The sequence below is a fragment of the Shumkonia mesophila genome (genome assembly GCF_026163695.1).
In the GTDB taxonomy this organism is placed as follows: domain Bacteria; phylum Pseudomonadota; class Alphaproteobacteria; order Rhodospirillales; family Shumkoniaceae; genus Shumkonia; species Shumkonia mesophila.
Genome location: NZ_JAOTID010000002.1, coordinates 480,712 through 505,088, shown reverse-complemented (window position 1 = coordinate 505,088; position 24,377 = coordinate 480,712). Strand labels below are relative to the sequence as shown.

Below are 24,377 nucleotides of genomic sequence, written 5' to 3'. Positions count from 1 at the left end.
GCTGCCGCTCATACCGAGCGGATCATGCCGCCGTCGCAGCGGATCAGGCTGCCCGTCACATAGCTCGCCGGTCCGCTGACCAGGAAGGCGGCGACGGCGGCGAACTCCTCGACCGTTCCGTATCGGCCGAGCGGGATCGTCGCGTGCGAGGCGGCGGCGATTTCGGCCACCGGCTTGCCCTGGCGCTTGGACGCCGCCGCGTCGATCTCGTCGACCCGTTCGGTGTGGATGCGGCCCGGCAACAGGACGTTGACGGTCACGCCGTCGCGGCCGACCTCGCTCGAAAGGGTTTTGCTCCAGCCGACGAGAGCGGAACGCAGTGTGTTGGATAGACCGAGGTTCGGAATCGGCTGCACCACGCCCGAGGAGGCGACGGTCAAAATCCGCCCCCATCCGGCCTGGCGCATGGCCGGCAGGGCGAGGCAACTTAGCTCGACGACCCGCATGACCATGGCATCGAACTGGTCGCGCAGAACGGTCAGGGGTGTCTCGGCCATGGCCGCCAGCGGCGGCCCGCCCGTGTTGTTGACCACGATGTCGATGCCACCCAGGGCCGTCGTGGCGGCGGCATGGATCGTCCGGGCCGCATCCGCTTGCGCAAGGTCGGCGACGACAAAATGCGCCCGGCCGTTTCCGCGTGCGGTAATTTCCGCCGCCGCCTTCGCCAGGCGATCTCCGGACCGTCCAGTGAGGAGGACGTCCGCCCCCTCGCGGGCCAGTGCCCCGGCGATGCCCAGGCCAAGCCCACGGCTCGATGCCGTCACTACCGCGCGTTTACCACTCAGTTCCAGATCCATCGTCGATCTCTTTCGTCGGTTCTCGGCCCGGCCGCCTCGGGTACGCCGGATTGTCAGTGCAAAACTTCGCGGAAACGCCCGCCTAGCCGAGCAGAAGGTTCGGCAGCCAGAGGGAAATCTGAGGGAACGCGATCAGCACGATCAACACGCAAACTTCCACCAGGATAAACGGGAAACAGCCCCGGTAAATATCTTCCACCGAGATCTTCATCTCCGGCGGTATGACCCCCTTCATGGCAAACACGTTCAATCCCACCGGCGGGGTGATGGAACCGATCTCGGTCATCTTCAGCGCCAGGACGCCGAACCAGACAGGGTCATAGCCGAGGCTGACCAGCAGCGGGAAGACGATCGGCAGCGTCAATGCATAGATGCCGACCGGCACCATGATCATGCCCAGGAAGAACATGATGGCCAGCACGCCCAGCAGAATGACGATGGGCGGGACATCCAGAGTCTGCAGCATCATCGTCAGTTCCGTGGGCAGCCGCGTGACCGCCAGAACCCGGCTGTAGAAGAGGGCGCCGATGTTGATCAGGAACAGCATGGCGGTGACGCTGGCCGATTCGCGCATGGAGCCGGTGACTTGGCCCAGGCTGGTGAAGTTCCGGGATAGCCAGCCGTATCCCAGGGTGCAGACGGCGCCGACGGCCGCCGCCTCGGTCGGCGTGAACCAGCCGGAATACATGCCCCCCAGCACCAGGGTGGCGATGACGGCCACCGGCCACAGCCGCAGAGCTTCCCGCGTGCGGCTGATCGCAATGGCCCCCTCTTCCTCGGCCTTGCGGTTGGGTGCCAAATGGGGCCTGCGCTTGACCATGACGATGATGAGGATGGCGTAGGCGCCGGCGGTCAAGATTCCGGGAACGACGCCGGCGGCGAACAGCTTGCCGATCGACTGCTGAGTGAACAGCGCATAGATGATCATCATCATGCTGGGCGGAATCATCGAGGCGAAGGTGCCGGCCGAGGCGATGCAGCCCGCAGAGAGCCGCTTGTCGTAGCCGAGCCGGTTCATTTCGGGCAGCGCCATCTTCCCGAAGATGGCGGTGGTGGCAATGGACGAGCCGGAAACGGCGCCGAACACGCCGCAACTGAGGCTGGTGGCAATCAGCAGCGAGCCGGGCAGGCGCCGGCTCAGCGCATAGACCCCGTCATAGGCGCACCGGGCGAGGCCGCCGTTGGAGGCGAAAGCGCCCATCAGGATGAAGAGCGGAATGGAAGCCCAGGTCGGCGAGGCGATCGAGTGATAGGACGCTTGGCCCAACAGCGTGATCGAACTGTCAAAGCCCAGAAGAATGACACTGACGATGATGCCGCCCAAAAGGAAGGTCAGGCCGATCTGCACCCCGATCGCCATCAGGATCAACAGCAGGCCGATACACAGAACGCCACCCGTCAAAAAATCCATCTTTTAGTATCTCAGCAAGAAATCTCGTTAAGGAAAATCGCGGGCATGCCCTTACATGAAGTCGGCGCCATGGGCCTGCGGCGAGGCATCGTTTTGCCTGAAACGACGGATCGCATTGCCCATATTGACGATTCCCTGGAGCACGAAGAAAACCATGCCGATGACCATGATGAACTTGGTCGGCCACAGCGGGATTTCGAAAGTGCCTTCGATTGCGGTCCCGGTCAGGAACGATGACCACGCATCGGTGACGACGGCATAGAACAACAGACCGATCGTGATGACCGCGATCAGTTGGCTTGCCGCCATCATCAAGAGTCGCGCCCGGAGCGGCATCGCGTTGAGGGCAAATTCCAGGGACACATGCTCCCCTTTCTCTTCGCAGCGCGCGAAGCCGAGGTAGACGACGATCATCATCACGAAGACCGACATCTCCGCCATGCCCTGAAGAGGCTTGCCTACGCCGCGCGAAACGACGTCGGCGATCAGCAACAGCATCATCACCACCATCAGCCAGCCGGTGAAGCCGGCCAAGTGGCGGTTGGCCCAATGAACAAATTTCGTCATGCCTGCAATCCGATGCCATTCCCCTGCCGCGGATGAACCGCCCCGCGGCAGGGGATGGCTGTTTCCATGGTTGCGTCTAGCGGTTCATCGCCTGCTGATGCAAGGCGCGGACTTTCTCCATCGCCTGGGCAGCGTTCTTCATGCCGGCCTTTTCCGACTCGGCAACCCAGTCGGCCTGGAGCTTCGCCAGCTTTTCGGCGTTCTCCCAACGGACGACGTCGTCCGTCGACATTTCGGTCACCTTGTAGCCGGCAGCCAACTCCTTCGCCTTGATAGCGTCGAAGGCGGCATCATAGACGGCGGCGAACTTCTGCTCGGCAACCTCGGAGGCCTTCAGGATGGTCTGCTGCACATCCTTGGGAAGACTTTCGAACTTTTTGATGTTCATCAGGTGGACGAACGGCGTGGCGTACCACAGTTGCTTGGAGATCATGACGTTTTTGCCCACCTCGTCGAACTTCATGAGGTTCAGGCCGTCATAGTTGGTGAAGCAGCCGACGATGGTGCCGGTCTGCAACGCCATGTACACGTCGTCCCACGGCACGGAGACCGGGACGGCCCCGGCGTTCTCGAGGAAGCGCAACTGCCACTTGCCGCCGGCGCGCCACTTGTCGCCCTTGATGTCGGCCAGGGTCTTGAGCGGCTTGGTGGCGACGAAGGCGCCCGGCAGGCCGGCCGTGATCATCATCGGCATGACGCCGACCTTGGTCAGTTCCGCCTTGATTTCCGGAACTTCCTCGTAGGCCTTGCGATAGAGCCAGATCATGTCGGCGAACTTGTTCGGACCGCGCGGGAACAGGTTGAAGATGGAATGCCCCGGCAGTTCCCCCGGATAGTGCCCGGGGAAAATGAAGCCCATGTCGGAGACGCCACCACCGACGCCTTTCATGGCCTCCTTCGAACTCATCAGGGCGCCGCCCCAGAAGTCCTGGATCTTCACCTTGCCGCCGCTCTGTTTCTCGATTTCGGCCAGCCACACGTTCTTGACGAAATTGGTCCGCATGCCGCCGAGCGGATCGTGGTCGGAATACTTGAGCGTGATGTCCGCGGCACTGGCGCCGCCCACGTTCCAGGCGAACAGGGCCGCAGCGCCCGTTGCCAGGACCATGGTCCGGCGTGAAAGTTTCATGCAGGTCTTGAAGCTAGGCATGGGTCTTACCTCCGCTTGGTTGTTCCTTCCCCGAAATCGACGTACCGCCGCCCAAAGTGTCGCCTCGTGGCGAACCGGTCAGGTCGGCGGATGAGAGGCCTGCGTGCCGTCGCCACCGGACGGCAAGGACCGCCGCAGCAAGGGCGGGATCGCGCAAAGCATGGATGGCATGAACGGTGGGGCGACGGTGGTCGGGATCGCTGGCGCGATCGCCCGACGAAACCAGCCGGTCCATCGTCGCGATTGGACTGCCAGCGGGTGTTGTCGCCTCCATGCGGACGCTCCGGATTCTTGTGACGCACACCCCTCCGATCCCCCGAAATCCGGTCCTCCCCCCGGATCGCTTGGGATGCGTGCGCATCATGCGGCGTTGCTGGAGCCATCATAAAAGGTCCGGCCGAACGATGTCTTATAAAATGGGGGGTGGAGGACTATAATCAAAACATATAGAGTGCGGGGCATGAATCTACGTCAGCTCGAAATCTTCCGCGCCGTCATGCAGACCGGCACGACCAGCGGTGCCGCCCACATCCTCGGCATCTCCCAGCCCGCCGTCAGCAACATGATCCGGCACATGGAGGCGCAGTCGGGCATCAAGCTGTTCAACCGCTATAAGGGGCGTTTGTGGCCGACGGAGGAGGCGGGCATCCTCAACCACGACGTCGAGTCGATCTTCGTCATGTTCCGCTCCGTCACCCAGAAGGTCCAGGATCTCCGCGAATCCCGGGTCGGTTCGATCAAGATCGTGTCGGTGCCGAGTCTCGCCCAATCGGTCCTTCTCAGCGCCATGCGGTCGTTTCTGGCGGATCGCCCCAATGTCAGCGTTTCGCTGGACCTGGAGCGGATGGAAGGGGTGATCAACCGGGTCGATCACAACCTCGCCGACTTCGGCATGACGCTCGCCTTTTCCGGTTACCCGTCGGTCGAAGCCAAGCCGATGCATCTGGGATGCATGGTCTGCATCATGCCGGCCGATCATCCGCTGACCGCTTGCGAAACCGTGCGCGCCGCGGACATCCGCCGGCATTCCTTCATCACCATGGAACGCGGCACGCCGCTCGGCAACATCATCGCCAATGCCTTCACCTCGGCCGGTGAGGACTTCTCCTGGGTGGTCGAGACCCGCTACAGCAACATGGCCTATTCGCTGGTCGAAACCGGGCTCGGCGTCGCCCTGATCGACGAATACTACGCGCGTTCGCACGCCAGCGAGCGCGTCGTCATCCGGCCTTTCGTGCCCACCATCCCGCTGACCGTCTACGTGCTGTTTTCCCGCCTGCGGCCGCTGCCCAGCCTGGCCAAGGCGATGATCCACGAAATCGAGAACGCCTTTCTCGACCTGTCCACCCTGGCTCCCGACAAGCCCCGACCGACAAAGGAAGCGGCTATCGTCCTGGGGTAATAACCTTAGATTATTTATAGCCGGCGAATTTATATAGGAATGTGCGGTAACGACCGGCTAACATTCCGCAGGTCCGATGCCGCTATCGCCCCCGGAATCACACGGTCCGGAACGGCATCGCGGCGCATCTCGGTTGGCAATCGCAAGGAAAGGCGAGGGGTGGAAGATGGCCGGTTTCGATTTGGTCGTTAAGGGAAAGCTTGTTCTTCCGGATCGCGTGATCGACGATGGCTATCTGGCCGTCAGCAATGGGCGCATCGCCAAGATCGGGACCGGCACGCCGCCCAATGCGAAGGAAACCGTCGACGCGTCGGGCAAGTTCGTGCTGCCGGGCGCCATCGACGGGCAGGTCCACGCCGGCAGCCAGAAGCCGCCGGAAGGCATCCTACGCTCGACCCGGGCCGCCGCCGCCGGCGGCGTCACCACCATCATCGACATGCCCTATGACGGGGCCGGACCGGTGGTCGATGCCGAGAGTTTTCGCGCCAAGGTCGCGGTCGTCGAAAAGGAGGCGATGGTCGACGTCGGCCTGTTCGGCACCATCCGCAAGGAGAACGGCGTGAAGGACATCCCGGGCATGATCGAGGCCGGGGCCTGCGCCTTCAAGTTCTCGACCTACGAATCCGATCCGAACCGCTTTCCACGCATCAAGCCGATCGACATGCTGGCCGCCTTCCAGGCGCTGGCGCCGACCGGCATCGGCGGCGGCGTGCACAACGAGAACCAGGAAATGGTCGATTTCCTGATCCAGAAGTTGCAGGCCGAGGGCAAAACCGGCCCCGAGGCGCACGGCATGAGCCGTCCGCCCATCGCCGAGGCGCTTGCCATGGCCGAGATCTACGAACTCGGCGCCGAGGCGGGCTCGCGCGTCCATGTGGTGCACTGCTCGATCCCGCGCGGCATCGAGATCACAGAGTCCTACAAGAAGCGCGGTGTCAAAGCGACCGTCGAGGTCTGCGTCCACTACCTGATGCTGGACGAGGATGACGTGAAGCGGGTCGGGGCCTTCGGCAAGATCAATCCGCCGATCCGCTCGCGCGAGATGGTCGAGGCTATGTGGGGCCACGTCGCGGCCGGTCACATCGACTTCGTGTCGACCGACCATTCGCCGTGGCCGGTCGAGGTCAAGAGCAACCCCAACATCTTCAAGAACGCCTCCGGCGCTCCCGGGCTGGAAACCCTGATCCCGGCCCTCTTCACCGGCTGCGAGCAGCACGGCCTGCCGGTCACAACGGTGGCCAAGTTGATCGCCGAGGGGCCAGCCAAGTACTTCCTGCTCTATCCGAAGAAGGGTGTGCTGCGCGAGGGATCGGACGCCGACTTCGCCATCGTCGAGCCCGGACGCTTCAAGTTCGACGCCAGGAACACGGTGACCATCGTCGACTGGAGCCCGTTCGACGGCAAGGAGTTCACCTGCCGCGTCGCCGCCACCTATCTGCGCGGCCGCAAGGTGTGGGACGGCAAGGCCGTGCTGTCGGAGCCGGGTTACGGCAAGTTCCTCCGGCCGCTACGGGGAGCCGATGCCGCCTAGGATCAACGCCGAGCGCCTCTGGCAACGGCTGGAGGCGCTGGCCGGCATCACCGATCCGGCCATTCCGTTCACCCGCCGCTCGTTCTCGGCGCTGCATGCCGACGGCCGGGCCCAGTTGCGAAACTGGTTCGAGGAGGCCGGTCTGGCGGTCGGCCTCGATACCGCGGCCAACCTGATCGGCCGACGGGCGGGACGGGAGGCCGGCTTGCGCCCGCTGATGATGGGATCGCATTCCGACACCGTGCCCAATGGCGGACGTTTCGACGGCATCGCCGGCGTTCTGACGGCGCTGGAAGCCGCCCACTGCCTGACCGATGCCGGCCACGCCCTGCGCCACCCCCTGGAAGTCGTCGACTTCCTTGCCGAGGAGCCCAGCACATACGGCATGTCGTGCGTCGGCAGCCGCATCCTGGGCGGCCGCCTGGGCCGTGACGGACTGACCCTGACCAACTCCGAGGGCGAGACCTTGGCCGACGGCATTCGCCGGATGGGTGGCGATCCCGACCGGCTGGAGGACGCGGTGCGCGCGGCCGGCAGCGTCGCCGCCTACGTGGAACTGCACATCGAGCAGGGACCGGTTCTGGAAAACGGCGGTATCGCCGTCGGTGTCGTCACCGGCATCGTCGGCATCACCCGCTATGCCGTCACCGTCGAGGGGCGCGCCGATCACGCCGGCAACACGCCGATGGACATGCGTCAGGACGCGCTCACCGCCGCCGCCCGGCTGGTTCTCAAGGCGGAGGAGGAGGCGTGGGCCCTGAACCACTCGACGGGTTTCTTCGTCGGCACTGTCGGCCAACTGGCGGTGGAACCCAACGCCGCCAACGTGGTGCCGGGGCGGGTGCGCCTGACCGTCGAATTCCGCAGCGGCTCCGACGCCGCCCGCCAATCCTTCGTCGCCTCCCTGAAACGCTTTGCCGATGAGGTGGCCGCCAAGACCGGCGTGCGGATCGCCTTCGAGCGCCTCAGCGACGCCGCCCCGGCCGTCTGTTCGGATATCGTGCGCGACGCCATCCGCGACGCCTGCGCGACAACCGGGGTTGCCTGCATCGACATGGCCAGCGGCGCCGGGCACGACGCCATGCACGTGGCCAACGCCGGGCCGATGGGCATGATCTTCATCCCCTGCCGCGGCGGCCGCAGCCATTGCCCGGAGGAGTGGGTGGAACCCAAGGACCTGGCGGCCGGGGCCGCCGTTCTGCTGGAAACCGTTCTAGCCCTCGATTCCCGTCTCGACTGAACGCCGCCGTCCCTGGCGCCCTCAGGCGCTGCGGGCGATCGGCGAGCAGCGGTTGCCGAGGCCGGGCTGGGCGGCGATGTAGCAGTCGGCGCAGGCGATGTTGGGGTCGGCCAGCGGCGGTTCGCCCTTTTCGCGGATGGCCGAGACCAGCCGCCAGGCGGCGTCGACCGCCGCGTCGGCGCCATCCACCACCAGCATGATGGCGCCTGCCCCCGAGCCGATGCCCCCCGTCGCCACCGGCGTCGCCTCGGCGCCGGTCAACTGGCGGATGGCCTCGACCTCGGTGATCACGGTTCCCGGCATCGGCATCATGCCGCAGCGCAGGCCGTGACAGCGCTGGGGATCGATCTTCGACATGCCGAGCGCGTCGATCATGCGCTCCAGCGGCACCGCCACCGTCTTGTTCAGCGTCATCGGTACCAGGAAGCGGATGCCCTTGACCAGGATCGGCGGCAGATAGGCGCCGATCTCGCCGCCGGTGGGGCTGGCGACCAGGCAGCCGACCCGGCCCTCGGGGTCGATGACGTTGCCGCTCTTGACGATGATGTCGTCCTTGTCCATGCGCTCGATGAACTGGGCGACGTTGCCCTGCTCGTAGGTAAGCCAACGCTCCTCGCCGTGATCGAGGACCAGCAGCTTTTCCTGGAAGCGGCCCTGGAGCGCGCAGGCGCCGCGCGCCGTGAAGAAACCGCTGCAATAGGCGCCGCGATCGGCCAGCGGCCGGCCGATCAGCTCCTCGGCGACGAAGGCGTTGGTGGTGCAGCGGGCCAGGCCGATGATGCCATGCTCGAGCGCGTGGCGAACCTCCGGCATGGCGGCCATGGCCTTGGCGATCAGGCGCTTCGATTCCTCGGGCGACAGGGTGACGACGGCTTTCATGGGTCCTCCGGTTTTCGCGCGAGCGCCTCAGCCGCGCCAGGTCGAGGCGGGCATCGAGAGCATGTGCACCAGCACGGAGAGCGCCTGGTCGAAGTCGGCCATGTCCATGGCCTCGTCCGGATTGTGGCTGCCGTTCTGGTTGCGGATGAAGATCATCGCCGTGGGAATGCCTTCGAGCGCGAAGGTGGCGGCGTCGTGGCCGGCGCCGCTCGCCATGACCTTGAATGGAACGCCGGCCTGGTTGGCCGCCGCCGCCATCATGTCCTGAAGCGGCCGTGACATCACGGCCGGCGTGCTGCCGGTCAGTTCGCCCCACTCGAAGCGGACTTGGCGGCGCGCTGTGATATCGTCGGCAATGGCGTGCAGCCTTCCGCGCACGGTTTCGAGCGTTTGTTTGTCCTGGCTGCGCACGTCGAGGCAGATGTGGGTCTCGCCGGCCACCTTGGAAAAACCATGCTGCAGCGGGTTGGTCATGACCTCACCGAAGGTGACCGTGAGATCACGACCCGCCGTCAGCAGATCGGCCCACAACTCGTCCATGCGCAGGATCAGCTCGCCGGTCGCCGCCGCCGCGTCCTTGCGGTACTCGCGGGGCATGGCGCCGGAATGGGCATAGGCGCCGATGCACTTGGCGGTGCGATAGCGGAAGCTGCCGCGGATACCGGTGACGATGCCGACCGGCAGCTTCTCGATCTCCAGCACCGGCGCCTGCTCGATGTGCGGCTCGATGTAAGCGACGGCCCGCTTGCGCTCGATTAGCGATTCGCCGCGGCGCACCGCCTCGGGATCGAAGCCGCCCTCGTGCATGTGGTCGGCCAGCGTCCGGCCGGTATCGCTGCGCTTGAGCACGTCGAGCAGTTTGCCGTCGAAGATGCCCAGCGCCGTCTTGCTGCCGATATAGCTGTGCGGGAACCAGCAGCTTTCCTCGGCCCGCAGTGCCAACACGGTGATGTCGAAAGGCGGCTTGACGCCGGCCGCCTGGAAAATGGCCTGGGCGGCAAGGCCGGCGATGACGCCGGCCGCCCCGTCGTAGTTGCCGCCGTGCGGCACGGTATCGACGTGCGAGCCGATGTAGATGGTCCCCGACCGATCCTGGCCGGGTTGGGTGAGGAACAGGTTGCCGGCGGCGTCGTGCGCCGCCTCGAAACCCAGCGCCGCAGCCTCCTTGACCAGCTGCTCGTGGGCAAAGCGCTCGCCCTCGCCGAAGCCGACCCGGGTGACGCCCGGCGGATCGGCGGTCTCGCGGGCCAGGGTGTCGAACAGCCGGCGGGCCAGCGCCTCGCCGGGGACCAACTCTTCCTTGCGCCACGCCCGCATGGCCTAGAACTCCCTGAGCAGGCGGCCGAAACCTTCCAGGCGGTCATTCAGGCCGGCGGTACGCAGCGCGTGCCAGAAGGTCGCTTGGTTGCTGGTGATCACCGGCTTGCCGAGGGCGGCTTCCAGCTCATCGATCATCTCGATGGTGGCCAAGTTGGTGCAGCTCAGGAAGATGACCTCGGCATCCGGGCGGTCGATGTGATGGGCCAGCCGGAACAGGGATTCGGGGGGCACGCGGCCGATGCCGCGGCGCTCCTCCTGCGTCTCGCCGAGGCGCAGGCCGTACCATGCCGACACCTTGAACCCGGACTCCTCCAGCAATCGCACTTCCTCTTCGTTGACGAAGTCGACGTAGGGCGTGCCCAGCGAAATCCGCTTGGCCCCGAATGCCTTGAGCGCGGCCAGGACCGAGCCGAAGGTGGTGACGGCGGGAACGCCGGCCGCCTTGACGATGCTGGCCTCCAGCTTTTGGCGCGGGATGATCACCGAGCCCGAGGTGCAGCCCCAGGCAATGACGTCGACCTCGGCGGTGCCCAGCTCGCTGGCCGCGCGCTCGGTCTCGGCGCCCATCGCCAGGTAGGATTCGGTGGTCGCCTTGCCAAGCAGCTTGATGCGCGCCGTGTGGATCGACACCCCGCGCGGCGCCATGTAGTAGAATTCCGGCTCGTTCACCGTGTTGGTGGAAGGCACGATCAAGCCGATCTTGGCACGATAGCCGTAGGGGCTGTACATCTGCACCGCCTTCATGGTGGTGCCGGCGACCTGTTCGGGCGAAATGCCCAGCGGTTGCGACTTGGCGGTCTTCTTCCTTGGGGCCATCAGGCGCGCCCTCCGATCTTCATCAGTTGCGGCACGATGCCGGTGGCGGCATTGAACACCATGGCGGCATCGTTGGAGTAGGGCAGCCACGTGCAGCCCCGGGCCACCAGCTTTTCCGCCATCTCGGCGTTATGACAGCTCATGCCGTAGGCGACGCCGTTGGCCTTGCAGGTGGCGAAGATGCGATCTACCGCCTCGGCCACCTTGGGATGGGTCAATTGGCCTGGCACGCCCAGGTCCTGCGACAGGTCGTCGGGGCCGACCATGACGGCGTCGACGCCCTCAACCTTGCAGATGGCATCCAGGTTGTCGATGCCGATCTGGCTTTCGATCATGACGACGGAGAGCGTCTGGGAATTGAGGTGGGCGATGATGGCCTCGGGCTTGGCGACCGTGTAGTCGGTATGCGGGCCGCGCAGGTTCATCGGCCGGTTGCCGAGCGGGTAGTACTTGGTCGCCTGGATGATGGCGTCGATCTGCTCGGGGGTGTCGATGGCGGGCAGCAGCAGGCCCTGGGCGCCGGCGTCCAGTGGACGGGTCAGGTCGTGCGGCTTGATGGTCCCCGGCGTGCGCACGATCGGCACCAGCCCGGCCTCGCGGGCCAGCATGACGAGCGAGGCCACCGTCTGCATGTTGAAGTCGGTATGCTCCATCTCGATGATCACGAAATCGAAGCCGGCGGCCGCGAAGATCTTGACCACCCGGGGATGCGGGCACAGCGTGATCCAGGTGCCGAACGCCGGCTTGCCGGCTTTCAGCAGGGCTTTGACGGGGTTGCTTTTGATCATCGATTTCTCCCGGAGTTTTTCATGTCAAGCGACGTCCGGCCGGACCGCGGCCCGGCGGGCGGATTTCCAATAGACGAAGACGGTCAATACGCAAAAGGCGCCGATCCCGATCCAACTGCTCAGCACGCCCGGCATGGCAAGGGACAAGATCATGACGCCGAGGAACAGCACCCGCTCGATCCGGCCGACGGGTCCGAAGAAATATCCCTCGGTGCCCACGATATAGGCGGCGATCCCGACGATCGAAAACAGCAGCGTGCGAACCAGGGTCCAGAGCGACCAGTCGACGAACAGAAGGTCGGGATAGTGAACCAGTACGAAGGCAATGAGAAAGGCGGGCAGGGCCATGCGCATGGCATTCCACGCGATGGACCCCGGGCTGGCCCCGGCGATGCCGGCCGCCGTGAAGCAGGCAATGGCCACCGGTGGCGTAATATTGGACAGCACCCCGAACCAGAAGACGAAGAAGTGGGCGGCCAGGGGCGCGGCGCCCATCTGGATAAGGGCTGGCGCGACGGTAACGGCGACGACGATATAGACGGCGGTGGCGGGAAGGGCGCAGCTCAGCAGCATGGCGGCGATGGCGGTAAGGAAGAGCGCGACGACCAGGCTGCCATTCGACCACTGCTCGATGTAGCTGGTGAAGACCTCGGCGACGCCGGTGATCGAAATGACGCCAACGATGATGCCGGCCACCAGGCAGGCGACGCTGACCGAAACCGTCGCCGCACCGCCCTGCATCAGGGCCAACAGGAATCGACGGGGGGTCAGTCGGGACGATTTCCGCAGATAGCTGAGGGCAACCGTCGCCGCGATGCTATACATCGCGGCGAAGGTTGGCGTGTATCCGTCCATCAACAGATAGACAAGAAGCACGATCGGGATCAGAAGATGGCCGTTGGCGCGCAGAACGCCCGCGAACGGCGGAATCTCCTCGCGCGCCAGTCCCCGGATTCCGCGCTTGACCGCGCGGCAATGGATGACGGCCATCAGCGACCCGTAATAGAGGAGGGCCGGAATGATGGCGCCGATCATGACCTCGGCGTACGGAATGCCGACGAATTCCGCGATCAGGAATGCGGCGGCGCCCATGATCGGCGGCATGATCAGCCCGCCGGTCGATGCAATGGCTTCCACCGCGCCCGCAAATTCCGGCCGGAAGCCCGCCTTCTTCATCATCGGAATGGTAAGGGTTCCCGTGGTCGCCACGTTGGCCGCCGCGGTGCCCGAGATCATGCCGGTCAAGCCGCTGGCGACGACGGCGACCTTGGCCGGGCCCCCGGCGAAACGGCCGGAAACCGAAAGGCCGACCTGGGTCAGGATTTCCGTCGTTCCGGTGGCGACCAGAAAGGCGCCGAACAACACGAACAGCCCGATATAGGTCTGGGCGATCTGGAAGATGCTGCCGAACATGCCTTCGCTGACCAGATACATCCGCATGACCAGCCGTTCCGGCCGCACGCCGAAGTGGCCGAGCGGCGCCGGAAGCCATTGGCCATAGATGGCGTAAAGCAGGAACAGCAGGGCCAGCGCCGGCAGCCAGATGCCCAGGCACCGCCGACCGCCTTCGAGGACGAGGAACAGGGCCGTAACACCGAACGCCACATCGGCCGTCGTCATCTGAAGATTGCGGGCGACGAAGGCGTCGTACGTCACGAAAATATAGAGCCCGCACGCCATGCTGGCCACCGCCAACAGGTAATCGAGGGCGTTCGGCTGCTTGGTTTTCCCTCCTTTGCCATAAGGAAAAAGCAGAAAGGTGAGCGCCAGAACCAGGCCCATGAAGACGGCACTGCGCCGCATCAGGTCCATCAGAAGGAAACTGTTGATCAGAAGGATGAAAACCGCCGTCGCAACAGCAAGACCGCCGGCGATCCACGCGTGATGGCCCCGCACGCCGCGGCCGCATCCCTCGAAGCGCAGGAGACCCGCCTCTTCGGCCTTGGGGGTCTTTGATGACGAGTCCATGATTGTTCTCTTCCGGATTCCGACGCCACGGGGGTCGGCGGGGAGAGGCAGCGCGGATGCCCGCGGCCGCCCCCCCGTCGCGTTACGACCGTCACATGGTCTCGTAGAAGCGCTTCGCTCCCGGATGAACGGGCAGCTTCAGCGCGTTCACCTGTTCGGATGCGGTCGACAGGTCGAACGTCGAGAACCCGCCATGGGATTTGCGAAGTTCGGCGGTCTTGGCATGCAGGAGCTTCAGGATGTCATAGGCGAGCTGCTCGGGCAGGTCGCTCGGTACTATGATCAACGCGAGATGCGACACCGTCAGGACCGGGTTCGGCTGGTCGCGATAGGTGTTGGCGGGAATCGTGACCGGCGCTTTCCAGCCGCTGTTCTCGACGGTCTCCTTCTGCTCCTCGGGGGTCATCGAATAGAGGGCGAGACGGCCGCCGGAAGACATGCGGGCCTGATCGAATTGGCTGTAGGGAACGCCCGAAATGACGTCGGCGCCGTCGATGATGCCGTTCTGCAAGGCGGCGAGCGCCTCGGTCTGGCCGATATACTCCGCCTGGACGTCCTTGATGGTCAGATTGGCCCCCGACAGGACCGCCTCGTTCGATAGGATCGTGCCGCTCCCCGGTGCGCCAACGGCCCATCTCTTGCCCTTGATGTCCTTGAGCGCCTTGATGTCGGAACCGACGCGGATGACGATGTGGTCGGTATTGGTGAACAGCGGGCACAGCACGGCCATGTCCTTGTAGGCCTTGCCCTCGAAGGTTCCCTTTCCATCCATCGCATCGCGGACCACGTTGTTCTGGATGATCGCCATGTTCGCTTCCCGGTTTTGCAGAAGCGAGACGTTCTCGACCGACCCGGCCGAAGATTGGGCCGAGGCGCGGATTTTCAGGTTGTCGTTGATCAGCTTCGAGATGGCGAGACCGGCCGGATAATACGATCCGGACGTGCTTGCCGTCGCGATATTGATGAACTTCACTTCGGCGGCATTTGCCGAGGAGGCGAGGGAAAGCGCTAGAACGGCGGCGGCGACTGAAAGGCGGCTCGTTTTCATCGTTTCTGTCCTCTCTTCCTGAAATGGCCGGCGGATCACCGCCGGCGGCTCTCCCAAACCGCGGGATTGACCAAATGGGCGGGGCGTTTGTCTTGCAGAACCTCGATGACCTGGGCGGCCGTCTGCACGGCGGTGCGCTCCAGGCATTCGCGGGTGGCACCGGCGATGTGCGGCGACAACAGGATGCGTTCGACCTTGAAGAAGGGATGGTCGGCCGGCGGCGGTTCCTTGTCGAAGACGTCCATGGCGGCGCCCGCCAGCCGTTCGCTGGTGACGGCCTCGACCAGCGCATCGGCGTCGACTAGGCCGCCGCGGCTGGTGTTGACCAGCATGGCGCCCCGCTTCATTTGGGCCAGCCGCTGGCGATTCATCAGGCCCCGGGTTTCCGGCGTCAGTTGCAAGTGCAGCGAGACGACGTCGGCTTCGCCGAGCAGGGCATCCAAATCGGAGGCACGTTCGACACCTTCCTCGGCAAGAACGACATCCTCGACGTAGGGATCGTAGGCGATCACCCGCATCGAGAACCCGTGCTTGGCGATCCTCGCGGTATAGCGGCCGGTGCGGCCGAAGCCGATGAGCGCCAGCGTCTTGCCGGACAGCTCGTGGAACTCGCCGGTATAGCGCATGTCGTAGTGGCCGGCCCGCACGGCGGCGTCGGCCTCACGCACACGCTTGGAAATCGCCAGCATCTGCAGAATGGTGTGCTCGGCCACCGACTGCACGTTGGCGTAGGGCGTGAAAATGATCGGCAGGCCGATCTCGGTGGCATAGCCGACGTCGACCGGATCGACCCCAATACCGTGATTGCCCAACACCTTCAGCCTGGCCGCCGCCTTCATGGCCGCGGCGTTGAGCCCGGCGTTGCGGCAGATGGCGGCATCGGCGTCCACGATCTCGGCGGCCACCGTGTCCATGTCGAAGGCGGAGGCCCGGCGGACCTCAAGGCCCGCTTGGCGCAGGAGCGCGACGCCCGCCTCGTGGATGGGTTGGATCAAAAGGCAAATGGCCATGTCTGGGCCTCCTTGCGGGAGAACGGGCATCAGAATAAGAGAACGATTGTTTGTGTTCAATTATATAGAAATGTTATACTAGATGGACGCACTGCATGATTTTTAAGCGCCCCGGGGACGAGAAATCATGGCCAAACCCATCAATATGCGACAAATTGAGGCATTCCGCGCGGTTATCCTGACCGGCAGCATGACCGGCGCCGGCGAGATGCTGAACATTTCGCAACCCGCCGTCAGCCGGCTGATTCGCGACCTCGAACGCGACCTCGACCTCACCCTGTTCAAGCGTGCCGGCGCCCGCATCACGCCGAACGAGGAGGCGCTTCTGCTCAACATCGAGGTGGAGCGCATGTTCATCGGCAACGAGAAGATCCGCGAAACCGCCGCCGCCATCCGCGGCGTCAGTACGGGAATGCTTCGGGTGGCCGCCATGCCCAACCTGGCCGTCGGCTACCTGTCGCCCCTGGTCAGCCGTTTCCTCGACGAACACCCCAACGCCTCGGTGACCCTTCACGAGGACAGTTCGGTCAACATCATCGATCTGGTGTCCCGCCACCAATACGACATCGGTCTCGCCTACGCGCCGATGCCGCATCCTGGGGTGGAGGTGCGGCCGCTGCCGCCGACCGAAGCCGTCTGCGTGGTGCCGAAAGGCCATCCGCTGGCCCGCCAGGACGAGGTTCACGTCCGCGATCTGGAAGGCAACGACTTCATCCGTCTGGGATCGAGCAGCCTGTTGCGCCACCAAATCCACAAGGTCATGGAAGCCGCCAACGTCCACTGCAACGACCGCATCGAGGTGCGCTACGCGGCGACCGCCTGCATCTTCGTGTCGCGCGGCCTCGGCATTTCGGTGGTCGATCCTTTCGCGGTGCGCGAGGCAGGGGAGGCGGGGTTGGTGGTGCGTCCGTTCCGGCCCCGCATCCCCTATGAATTCTCCGTCGTCCTCGCCGCCTGGCGGCCGCGCTCGCGGCTGGTCGACGACTTCGTGACCATCGTCCGCGATCATCTGATCCGCGACTTCGGCTAGGCCGCCGCGCCCCGCCAAATGGCTCGCGTCACCCCTCTGACCTGACCCATTGCATATCTTACCTTCTTGCTTTCATGTCTGACAAACACTAGGCTGCGATCAGACCTGAAAAGAATCAAGGCAATGGCTTCCGGGACGCTTCCCACCTCAAACGTGCCACACGATCTTGGCTACAAGGTCGCCACGCGACTGGCCAGCGACCTGTTTTCCGGGGCCTACCGGCCCGGCGATCTGCTTCCCAAGGAAGTCGATCTGGTCGAAGCCTTTCGCGTCAGCCGCGCCTCGGTGCGCAGCGGCCTTCAGACCCTGGTCTCGTTGGGCATCGTGCGCCGGCAGAGCGGGCAGGGCACCGTCGTCACCGAATACCGCGACTGGAACGTGCTCGACCCCATGGTCACCGGGTGGATGAGCCAGTACGCCAACCCGCATCCCGAATTCCTGCGCGAGATCTATCAGTTCCGGCGATCGACCGAGCCGTTCATCGCCGCCCTGGCAGCGCGGCGCGCCACCGCCCGCGACCTGGCCGGCATCGAAGAGGCGTTCCTGGCGATGGAACAGGCGCTGGAGGGGACGGACGGCGCCAAAAGCGCGCTGGACCTGCCGGAGTTCAGCATTTCCGATGTCGAGTTTCACGCCGCCATCTATCGCGCCACGCACAACCTGGTGTGGGCGCAGCTGGCCCACATCCTGCGGCCGTCGATCCTGCTGGTCATCCGCAAGAGCAACGACACCGCCGAAGAACTGCGCGACAGTCTGGAGCGCCACCGCAAACTGATGGAATGCATTCGTCTCCGCCAGCCGGAAGCCGCCTTCGACGCCGCGGTCAGTGTCATGGAGCGCACCGGCCTCGACCTTGGCCTTCGGAGCGGCGACGACACCGACCTTCTTCCACGATCACTGGAGAAGACCTGAGCCCGGCGCCCCCAGGGTAACAACGCCGGCTTCGGTACACCAAAAACCCCGCAACAGGAGGAATTCTATGACCGGTTCCCGTCTTCTTCGTTCTATCGGCGCGGCAGCCGCCGTTTTCGGCCTGATGGCCGGCAGCGCGGCGGCCGCCGAATTCGAGTGGTCGTTCCAGACCTCGGAAACCGCTGGCGAGCCGCAGTTCAAGATCAAGCAGGGCTGGGCCGCCGAAGTGGGCAAGATGTCGAACGGCCGCATCAAGATCGACATTCTGCCGACCGGCGCCGTCGTTCCCCACAACCAGACCCTCGATGCGGTCAGTTCGGGCATCCTGCAGGGCCACCTGACCGATCCCAGCTACTTCTCGGGCCGCAACCCGGCCTTTTCGATGCTGGGCAACCTGGTCGGCGCCTGGGGCGACCCGCTGGAGTTCCTGGAATTCATGAAGTACGGCGGCGGCGAGGCGCTTTACAACCAGTTGGTCGAACCCTATGGCGTGCACCTGATCGGCGCCGCGGCCACCGGACTTGAGGCCTTCGTCACCAAGAAGCCGATCCGCACCGTGGCCGACCTCAAGGGCCTGAAGGTTCGCGCCCCCGAGGGCATGGTCTACGACATCTTCCGGAAGGCCGGCGCCGCGCCGGTGAATCTGCCCGGCTCCGAGGTCTACACCGGCCTCGAGAAAGGCGTGATCGACGCCGCCGATTACACGGTGTTCGCCACCAACCACGCCCAGGGCTTCCACAAGTTCGCCCGCTATCCCAGCTATCCGGGCTTCCACAGCCTGCCGATGGTCGACGTCTCCATCAACAAGGCGATCTGGGACAAACTGCCCGAGGACCTGAAGACCATCCTCAAGGTTTCGGTCGACAAGCTGGCCTATGATCTGGTGTTCAACCTCAAGAAGCTCGACCTGGAAGCGATCCAGGCCGCCAAGAAGGACGCCAGCATCGAGCTCGTCAACATGGCACCCGAGGAACGCGCCAAGTTCCGCCAGATCGCCCAGCAGGAATGGAAGGTCTGGGCAGCCAAGAACGACATGACCAAGAAGGTCTATGACGCGGCCGTCAAGTTCCTTACGGAACGCAACCTGATGTAGACCGGTTGGCGCAGGCGATTTCCATCGCCTGCGCCCTTTCCCGCCAGGCGCCGGCTCCCGACGCAAGGAACGTCTCATGCCCACCGATACCCCCCCGCCTTCCGCCCCACCGCCGATCGTACCGTCTGCCATTGCGCAGCCGGCAGCCCGCGGTGAACCAGGCCACATCCGCACCCGCCTCGATGCCGTCGTCGACCGCTACTCCAGGGTCGTCGCCTGGCTGGTGCTGATCGCCATGGTCATCAGCGTGATCGAGGTGATCTCGCGCTATGTCTTCGATTCGCCGACGTCCTGGGTGCACGAGATGGTGATCTTCATGATCGCCGTCCTGTTCGCGCTGGGCGGCGCCGGCGCGATGGCCAGGGACCGGCATATCCGCGTGCGCATTATCTACGACGCGGTGTCGCCCAAATGGCGGCGCTGGCTCGACGTCCTCAACGGTATTCTCACGGTGGGCTTCACCCTGGGCATGAGCTATGCCGCCTATACGATGTTCTACCGCTCGGTCGCCGATCCGCTCGGCGGCTGGACGCTGGAACGGTCCGGCACCAGCTGGAACCCGCCGTTCCCCTCCATGACCAAGGGAATCATCCTGGTCGCGCTGGCCATCATGGCGCTGCAATCGGTGCTGCATCTCGTCCAGGCGCTGCGCGGCCCCCAGGCCGGCAAGGGCAAGCCCGAAACCATGCGGGGGAGCAACTGACATGGGAATGGGACTCAATGCCCTCGGCATCGAGGCGGGCACCTATGTCCTGGTCGGCAGCATCTTCGCGCTGCTGCTCACCGGCCTGCCGCTGGCCTTCGTCACCGGCCTGGTCGCCCTCGTCTTCACCTTCGGCTGGTTCGGACCGAACGCCCTGCCGCTGGTCACCAGCCGCATCTATGGCTTCATCACCGAATACTCGCTGGTCGCCGTGCCGATGTTCGTGTTCATGGCCAGCCTGCTCGACCGTTCGGGCATCGCCAAGGATCTGTTCTCCGGCATGAGGGTGCTGGCCGGACGGTTGGCCGGCGGTGTCGCCCTGCAAACCCTGGCGGTCGCGGTTTTCCTGGCCGCCATGTCCGGCATCATCGGCGGCGAGATCGTCCTGCTTGGCATCCTGGCACTGCCGCAAATGCTGCGCCTCGGCTATGACCGCAAGATCGCCATCGGCGTGGTGTGCGCCGGCGGCTCGCTCGGCACCATGATCCCGCCGTCCATCGTGCTCATCATCTATGGCCTGATCGCCAGCGTCTCGATCGCCGACCTGTTCGTCGCCGCCGTTACGCCGGGACTGATGCTGGCGTCGTTTTACGCCATCTACGTGCTGGTCCGCTGCCTGATCGATCCCAAGCTGGCGCCGCCGCTGCCGCCGATCGCACCGGAAGAAAAACACGCCCGCAAGGTCGAGGCGCTCAAATCCATCGGACTGCCGGCCGGCATCGCCTTCATGGTGCTGGGCACCATCTACGCCGGCATCGCCAGCGTGACCGAAGCCGCCGCCATGGGGGTGTTCGGCGTGCTGGCCGCCATCGCCATCCGCCGCGAGTTCAGCATCAGGCTGATTCAAGAGGCGGTGGTCCAGACCATGGACACCTGCGGCATGATCATCTGGATCGGCATCGGCGCCGCCATCCTGGTCGGCGTCTATAACCTGATGGGCGGCAACCGCTTCGTGTCGGCGACGATTCTCGGCATCGACGCGGCGCCGATCGTCATCATCCTCATCATGATGTTCATCCTGATCGTGCTGGGCCTGTTCCTCGACTGGATCGGCATCGCCATGCTGACCCTGCCGATTTTCCTGCCGATCGTCACCCAGCTCGGCTTCGATCCCATCTGGTTCGGCATCCTGTTCGCGGTCAACATGCAGGTGTCCTTCCTGAGCCCGCCGTTCGGCCCCGCCGCCTTTTACCTGAAGGGCGTGGCGCCGCCGGAAATCTCGCTCAAGGACATCTTCACCTCGCTGGTGCCGTTTATTGTCATGCAGCTTACGGTGCTGGCGGTGATGCTGGCGTACCCGCAAACCGCCCTGTGGATGCTGGACTGAGGAAGCGTTAATGAAAATCACCCGTCTCAAAACCTGGCAGGTTCCGCCCCGCTGGCTTTTCCTGAAAATCGAAACCGACGAGGGCGTGGCCGGGTGGGGAGAGCCGGTCATCGAAGGCCGCGCCGCCACCGTCGAGGCCGCCGTCGGCGAACTGGCCGACTACCTGGTAGGCCACGACCCGCGCCGCATCGAAGACATCTGGCAGATGCTCTACCGCGGAGGTTTCTATCGGGGCGGCCCAATCCTGATGTCGGCCATCTCGGGCATCGATCAGGCGCTGTGGGACATCAAGGGCAAGGTCCTGAATGCCCCTGTTTATGACCTACTGGGCGGCCTCGTGCGCGAGCGCATGCGCATGTACTGCTGGATCGGCGGCGACCGGCCGGCCGATGTCGGCCGCCAGGCCAAGGAAGTCGTCGCCAAGGGATTCACCGCCTTCAAGATGAACGGCACGCCGGAACTCGCCATCGTCGACAGCCATGGCAAGATCGACGACGCCGTCGCCCGTGTCGCCGAAGCCCGCGCCGCCGTCGGCCCCGACGTCGGCATCGCCATCGATTTCCACGGCCGCGTGCACCGGCCGATGGCCAAGGCGCTGCTGCGCGAGTTGGAGCCCTTCCACCCGATGTTCGTCGAGGAGCCGGTGCTGCCGGAAAACCTCCACGTCCTGCCGCACATCGCCCAGGGATTGGGCTATCCCATCGCTACCGGCGAGAGGCTGTTCCACCGCAGCCAGTTCCGCCCCATTCTGGAATCGGGTGCCGTCGACATCGTGCAGCCCGACATCAGCCATTGCGGCGGCATCACCGAGATCCGCAAGATCGCCACCCTGGCCGAAACCTACGACGTCGCCCTGGCCCCGCATTGTCCGCTGGGTCCGCTGACCCTGGCGGCCTCGCTGCACGTCGATTTCGTGTCGCATAACGCCTTCATCCAGGAACAGTCCATGGGCATCCACTACAACGTCGGCAACGACGTCCTGGACTATTTGGTGAACCCCGAGCCCCTGAAGATCGTCGACGGCCATATCGCCGCGCCGACCGGCCCCGGCCTGGGGGTGGAAATCAACGAGGAATTTGTCATCGAACGTGCCGCCCAGGGCCATCGCTGGCGCAATCCGATATGGCGGCACGCCGACGGGAGCATAGCCGAATGGTAGAACGTCCGAACTTTCCCTTCGTCATCGACGAAGCCTACAATCCCTATCGCGAATGCATTCAGGGCTTGGCCAACGAGCCGATCACCGTGCTCAAGCTGCTGGCCGACGCCGGCGAACGGCTGTCGGCCGACAGCCCGCTCGCCCGGCTCGACGACGTGACCATGGGCGAGGTGGTGGCGCGCCTGCGCGACAACCGGCCGCGCATCGCCATCATCGCCGGCAGCCTCGATCATCCGGCCCATCTGCTGGACCGCGACCACATCCTGATGGCGGCGGCCCGCGTCTGGCAGAACGGCGGCGTGCCCTTCACCTTCTCGTTCCCGGTCATCTGCGACGGCACCGCCCAGAACAACATCGGGCAGAGCTATTCGCTGGCCTCGCGCAACCAGACCGCGGCCATCGTCAACGTCAACTTCGAAGGCCACAGCTACCACGCCGCCTATGTGCTGGCCGGCTGCGACAAGTCGCCGTCGGCGGTCCTGGCCGGGTTGGCCGCCGCCGACATGGCGCGCGCCCATCGCGGCAACCAGGCGCCGGCATGGGCGCTGTTCGCCCCCGCCCACGTGCTGAAGGGCGGCACCATCCCGGCCGCCACCGCCAAGGCCCTGCGCGACGTGGGCAAGGCGGCCCGCGCCGCCGGCCACGCCGATCTCGCCGAGGATATCGAAGAGAACATGCACTACATCCTGCAGTGCTCCTCGGACGAGGCCTTCGCCGGGCAGCTGGAGCGGGCGCTCAACCTGGGCCTCGTCGACGCCGCCACCAAACGGCGCCTGCTCGACGAACTGGCCGGCGCCACCTGCCACACGAAGGGCGGCGTCTGCGCCTTCAACGGTACCGGCAATTCGTCGCGCACCCTGCTGGCCGCCTTCGGCCTGGTGCCGCCGGAACTGGAGCTGCTGACCGACCTGCCGAGCGACGAGGCGGTGATGAGCGGCGTCGACTCGCTGTTCGGCCTGCTCAACAAGCCGCAATTCCGGGTGAGCGAAATCCTCCGGCGCAATTTCGGCAACTTGGTGCGCATCCACAACGCCACCGGCTCGTCCTCCAATATCCTGCTGCACCTGCCGATGATCATGCGTCACGCCGGCTTCGACGTGACCATCGAGGACTATCGCCGCGTCCGCCAGGACACCCCGGTGCAAGAGGTTTTCGCCCATTCCCTGACCGAGGGGCGGGACACCTTCGTGCTGGCCCAGCAGTTTGCGGCCGGCCAGCATCGGGGCATGGAAAGCCTCTATCGCGTGCTCACCGACCTCGGCGTGGCCATGGACCTCGACGCCCCCACCGTCACCGGCGGCACGTGGCGGGACCGCACCAAGGACCTCGCCGTGCCGGTCGATCCGACGCTGGGCGAGAAGGCCGTCATCCGCACCCGGCCGCTGCGTCCGCGGGCCGGCGTCGAGGTGTTGACCGGCAGCTTCTTCGACAACGCGGTGGTCAAGGTGTCGGGGATGTCGGATGCCCTTTACGACCACTTCGACGATCACGTCTTCGTGGTGCGCTATTACGAGAACGAGGCGGCCTGCAACGCCGATTTCGCGCGCTCCGACCTGGTCGAGCACCTGGGACGGACCGAAGGGCTGGACGCCGCCCTCATCCGCGCCGTGGTGACGCGCAACGGCGGCAATCCGGACGCCGATCACAAGACCATGCTGGAAAAGGGCTGGCTGTCGTTCGCCTTCATCATCGCCGGCCAGGGCCCGCGCGCCTATGGCATGCCCGAGATGTTCGCGCCCAGCCAGAACCTGCGCCACCACCGCATCCTGGAAAGTTCCTCCATCCTGATGACCGACGGCCGCTATTCCGGCGTCACCAAGGGCGCCTGCATCGGTCACACCGTGCCCGAGGCCTTCGACGGCGGTGGCATCGGATATCTGCACGACGGCGACGTTCTGCGCCTGAACCTAAGCTCGGCGCGCATCGATCTTCTGGAACGCGCCGCTTTCCTGGCCGGCGAGGAAAGGCCACTCGATCCCGCCGCCGACGCCGGCCGCGCGCCGCTGTTCGTCGAACGTCAGGCCCGTATGGCCAACCGGCTGCTCGATATCGCCGCCTGCAACCTCATGGACGGCGTCACCGACGCCGCCCGCGGCGTGGTGCCGCTGGCCGTCGACCGCCGCGCCACCCGCCGACTGGCCGACGCCTAAAACGCCATCGAAAGAAAAAGGGCCCCGTTCGCAAGAGCGGGGCCCTTTTCAGATGTCCGGGGCAAGGCCGGTCTGG

The 24,377-nt window shown here is 65.1% G+C and carries 21 protein-coding genes; 10 read left to right on the top strand and 11 right to left on the bottom strand.

All coding sequences use genetic code 11. The features are described from left to right. Positions 1 to 8: 8 nt before the first annotated feature. The 4 genes from ODR01_RS05635 to dctP all read right to left on the bottom strand — a co-directional run bounded on the left by ODR01_RS05635 (position 9) and on the right by dctP (position 3,925). Positions 9 to 797, bottom strand: a complete 789-nt coding sequence (locus ODR01_RS05635) for an SDR family oxidoreductase (protein ID WP_316976631.1) — start codon at positions 795 to 797, stop codon at positions 9 to 11. A gap of 82 nt (positions 798 to 879) precedes the next feature. Then, positions 880 to 2,208: a TRAP transporter large permease gene (locus ODR01_RS05630; protein WP_316976630.1), complete on the bottom strand. Its 1,329-nt coding sequence runs from the start codon at positions 2,206 to 2,208 to the stop codon at positions 880 to 882. Between the two features lie 51 nt (positions 2,209 to 2,259). Continuing rightward, a complete protein-coding gene (locus ODR01_RS05625; protein ID WP_316976629.1) occupies positions 2,260 to 2,742 on the bottom strand; it encodes a TRAP transporter small permease subunit in 483 nt (160 codons plus the stop codon). A 109-nt stretch (positions 2,743 to 2,851) separates the two neighbouring features. Continuing rightward, a complete protein-coding gene (gene dctP / locus ODR01_RS05620) occupies positions 2,852 to 3,925 on the bottom strand; it encodes a TRAP transporter substrate-binding protein DctP (RefSeq protein WP_316976628.1) in 1,074 nt (357 codons plus the stop codon). 460 nt (positions 3,926 to 4,385) lie between these two features. On the opposite strand from dctP, the gene ODR01_RS05615 reads away from it, so the two are divergent. The 3 genes from ODR01_RS05615 (at position 4,386) to ODR01_RS05605 (ending at position 8,098) form a co-directional block, all read left to right on the top strand. After that, the gene (locus ODR01_RS05615; RefSeq protein ID WP_316976627.1) at positions 4,386 to 5,327 is read left to right on the top strand and encodes a LysR family transcriptional regulator; all 942 of its coding nucleotides are present in this window, start codon (positions 4,386 to 4,388) and stop codon (positions 5,325 to 5,327) included. Between the two features lie 166 nt (positions 5,328 to 5,493). Further along, complete coding sequence (locus ODR01_RS05610; RefSeq protein WP_316976626.1) at positions 5,494 to 6,858, top strand: dihydroorotase; 1,365 nt, start codon at positions 5,494 to 5,496, stop codon at positions 6,856 to 6,858. Then, positions 6,848 to 8,098, top strand: a complete 1,251-nt coding sequence (locus ODR01_RS05605; protein WP_316976625.1) for a Zn-dependent hydrolase — start codon at positions 6,848 to 6,850, stop codon at positions 8,096 to 8,098. Before ODR01_RS05610 ends, ODR01_RS05605 begins: the two co-directional genes overlap by 11 nt. A 21-nt stretch (positions 8,099 to 8,119) precedes the next feature. Here the strand turns inward: ODR01_RS05605 and ODR01_RS05600 are convergent, their stop codons facing one another. From ODR01_RS05600 to ODR01_RS05570, 7 genes are all read right to left on the bottom strand, one after another. Continuing rightward, positions 8,120 to 8,977, bottom strand: a complete 858-nt coding sequence (locus tag ODR01_RS05600; protein WP_316976624.1) for a hypothetical protein — start codon at positions 8,975 to 8,977, stop codon at positions 8,120 to 8,122. Between the two features lie 27 nt (positions 8,978 to 9,004). Then, positions 9,005 to 10,294: a hydantoinase/carbamoylase family amidase gene (locus ODR01_RS05595; RefSeq protein WP_316976623.1), complete on the bottom strand. Its 1,290-nt coding sequence runs from the start codon at positions 10,292 to 10,294 to the stop codon at positions 9,005 to 9,007. A 3-nt stretch (positions 10,295 to 10,297) separates the two neighbouring features. Further along, positions 10,298 to 11,113 (bottom strand): maleate cis-trans isomerase family protein, encoded by an 816-nt coding sequence (locus tag ODR01_RS05590; RefSeq protein ID WP_316976622.1) that lies wholly within the window; start codon positions 11,111 to 11,113, stop codon positions 10,298 to 10,300. Next, positions 11,113 to 11,901 carry an HpcH/HpaI aldolase family protein gene (locus ODR01_RS05585; protein ID WP_316976621.1) on the bottom strand — a complete coding sequence of 263 codons (789 nt, stop codon included), beginning with the start codon at positions 11,899 to 11,901 and terminating at the stop codon, positions 11,113 to 11,115. The genes ODR01_RS05590 and ODR01_RS05585 overlap by 1 nt, the downstream gene beginning before the upstream one ends. A gap of 24 nt (positions 11,902 to 11,925) precedes the next feature. Continuing rightward, positions 11,926 to 13,869: a TRAP transporter permease gene (locus ODR01_RS05580; RefSeq protein WP_316976620.1), complete on the bottom strand. Its 1,944-nt coding sequence runs from the start codon at positions 13,867 to 13,869 to the stop codon at positions 11,926 to 11,928. Between the two features lie 91 nt (positions 13,870 to 13,960). Then, positions 13,961 to 14,917, bottom strand: coding sequence for a TAXI family TRAP transporter solute-binding subunit (locus tag ODR01_RS05575; RefSeq protein WP_316976619.1), 957 nt, complete (start codon positions 14,915 to 14,917; stop codon positions 13,961 to 13,963). Positions 14,918 to 14,952: 35 nt separating this feature from the next. Further along, positions 14,953 to 15,927, bottom strand: coding sequence for a hydroxyacid dehydrogenase (locus ODR01_RS05570; protein WP_316976618.1), 975 nt, complete (start codon positions 15,925 to 15,927; stop codon positions 14,953 to 14,955). A gap of 127 nt (positions 15,928 to 16,054) precedes the next feature. Between ODR01_RS05570 and ODR01_RS05565 the strand changes: the two genes are divergently transcribed. The 7 genes from ODR01_RS05565 (at position 16,055) to ODR01_RS05535 (ending at position 24,301) form a co-directional block, all read left to right on the top strand. Beyond that, on the top strand, positions 16,055 to 16,957 hold the full coding sequence (locus ODR01_RS05565; RefSeq protein WP_316976617.1) for a LysR family transcriptional regulator: 903 nt from the start codon (positions 16,055 to 16,057) through the stop codon (positions 16,955 to 16,957). 123 nt (positions 16,958 to 17,080) lie between these two features. Then, entirely contained in the window at positions 17,081 to 17,869 is a 789-nt protein-coding gene (locus ODR01_RS05560) for a FadR/GntR family transcriptional regulator (RefSeq protein WP_316976616.1), read from the top strand. A 67-nt stretch (positions 17,870 to 17,936) separates the two neighbouring features. Beyond that, a complete protein-coding gene (locus ODR01_RS05555) occupies positions 17,937 to 18,962 on the top strand; it encodes a TRAP transporter substrate-binding protein (RefSeq protein WP_316976615.1) in 1,026 nt (341 codons plus the stop codon). A gap of 76 nt (positions 18,963 to 19,038) precedes the next feature. Next, on the top strand, positions 19,039 to 19,665 hold the full coding sequence (locus ODR01_RS05550; RefSeq protein ID WP_316976614.1) for a TRAP transporter small permease subunit: 627 nt from the start codon (positions 19,039 to 19,041) through the stop codon (positions 19,663 to 19,665). Position 19,666: 1 nt separating this feature from the next. Next, a complete protein-coding gene (locus tag ODR01_RS05545; protein ID WP_316976613.1) occupies positions 19,667 to 20,992 on the top strand; it encodes a TRAP transporter large permease in 1,326 nt (441 codons plus the stop codon). A 10-nt stretch (positions 20,993 to 21,002) separates the two neighbouring features. Next, positions 21,003 to 22,151, top strand: coding sequence for a galactonate dehydratase (gene dgoD / locus ODR01_RS05540; protein ID WP_316976612.1), 1,149 nt, complete (start codon positions 21,003 to 21,005; stop codon positions 22,149 to 22,151). Next, positions 22,145 to 24,301, top strand: coding sequence for a dihydroxy-acid dehydratase domain-containing protein (locus ODR01_RS05535; RefSeq protein ID WP_316976611.1), 2,157 nt, complete (start codon positions 22,145 to 22,147; stop codon positions 24,299 to 24,301). The genes dgoD and ODR01_RS05535 overlap by 7 nt, the downstream gene beginning before the upstream one ends. Positions 24,302 to 24,377 lie beyond the last annotated feature (76 nt).

Excerpts from the sequence above, each read along its gene's own strand:
- ODR01_RS05635 (WP_316976631.1), bottom strand. The coding sequence starts at position 797 with ATGGATCTGGAACTGAGTGGTAAACGCGCGGTAGTGACGGCATCGAGC.
- ODR01_RS05630 (WP_316976630.1), bottom strand. The coding sequence starts at position 2,208 with ATGGATTTTTTGACGGGTGGCGTTCTGTGTATCGGCCTGCTGTTGATC.
- dctP (WP_316976628.1), bottom strand. The coding sequence starts at position 3,925 with ATGCCTAGCTTCAAGACCTGCATGAAACTTTCACGCCGGACCATGGTC.
- ODR01_RS05615 (WP_316976627.1), top strand. The coding sequence starts at position 4,386 with ATGAATCTACGTCAGCTCGAAATCTTCCGCGCCGTCATGCAGACCGGC.
- ODR01_RS05610 (WP_316976626.1), top strand. The coding sequence starts at position 5,494 with ATGGCCGGTTTCGATTTGGTCGTTAAGGGAAAGCTTGTTCTTCCGGAT.
- ODR01_RS05605 (WP_316976625.1), top strand. The coding sequence starts at position 6,848 with ATGCCGCCTAGGATCAACGCCGAGCGCCTCTGGCAACGGCTGGAGGCG.
- ODR01_RS05600 (WP_316976624.1), bottom strand. The coding sequence starts at position 8,977 with ATGAAAGCCGTCGTCACCCTGTCGCCCGAGGAATCGAAGCGCCTGATC.
- ODR01_RS05595 (WP_316976623.1), bottom strand. The coding sequence starts at position 10,294 with ATGCGGGCGTGGCGCAAGGAAGAGTTGGTCCCCGGCGAGGCGCTGGCC.
- ODR01_RS05590 (WP_316976622.1), bottom strand. The coding sequence starts at position 11,113 with ATGGCCCCAAGGAAGAAGACCGCCAAGTCGCAACCGCTGGGCATTTCG.
- ODR01_RS05585 (WP_316976621.1), bottom strand. The coding sequence starts at position 11,901 with ATGATCAAAAGCAACCCCGTCAAAGCCCTGCTGAAAGCCGGCAAGCCG.
- ODR01_RS05580 (WP_316976620.1), bottom strand. The coding sequence starts at position 13,869 with ATGGACTCGTCATCAAAGACCCCCAAGGCCGAAGAGGCGGGTCTCCTG.
- ODR01_RS05575 (WP_316976619.1), bottom strand. The coding sequence starts at position 14,917 with ATGAAAACGAGCCGCCTTTCAGTCGCCGCCGCCGTTCTAGCGCTTTCC.
- ODR01_RS05570 (WP_316976618.1), bottom strand. The coding sequence starts at position 15,927 with ATGGCCATTTGCCTTTTGATCCAACCCATCCACGAGGCGGGCGTCGCG.
- ODR01_RS05565 (WP_316976617.1), top strand. The coding sequence starts at position 16,055 with ATGGCCAAACCCATCAATATGCGACAAATTGAGGCATTCCGCGCGGTT.
- ODR01_RS05560 (WP_316976616.1), top strand. The coding sequence starts at position 17,081 with ATGGCTTCCGGGACGCTTCCCACCTCAAACGTGCCACACGATCTTGGC.
- ODR01_RS05555 (WP_316976615.1), top strand. The coding sequence starts at position 17,937 with ATGACCGGTTCCCGTCTTCTTCGTTCTATCGGCGCGGCAGCCGCCGTT.
- ODR01_RS05550 (WP_316976614.1), top strand. The coding sequence starts at position 19,039 with ATGCCCACCGATACCCCCCCGCCTTCCGCCCCACCGCCGATCGTACCG.
- ODR01_RS05545 (WP_316976613.1), top strand. The coding sequence starts at position 19,667 with ATGGGAATGGGACTCAATGCCCTCGGCATCGAGGCGGGCACCTATGTC.
- dgoD (WP_316976612.1), top strand. The coding sequence starts at position 21,003 with ATGAAAATCACCCGTCTCAAAACCTGGCAGGTTCCGCCCCGCTGGCTT.
- ODR01_RS05535 (WP_316976611.1), top strand. The coding sequence starts at position 22,145 with ATGGTAGAACGTCCGAACTTTCCCTTCGTCATCGACGAAGCCTACAAT.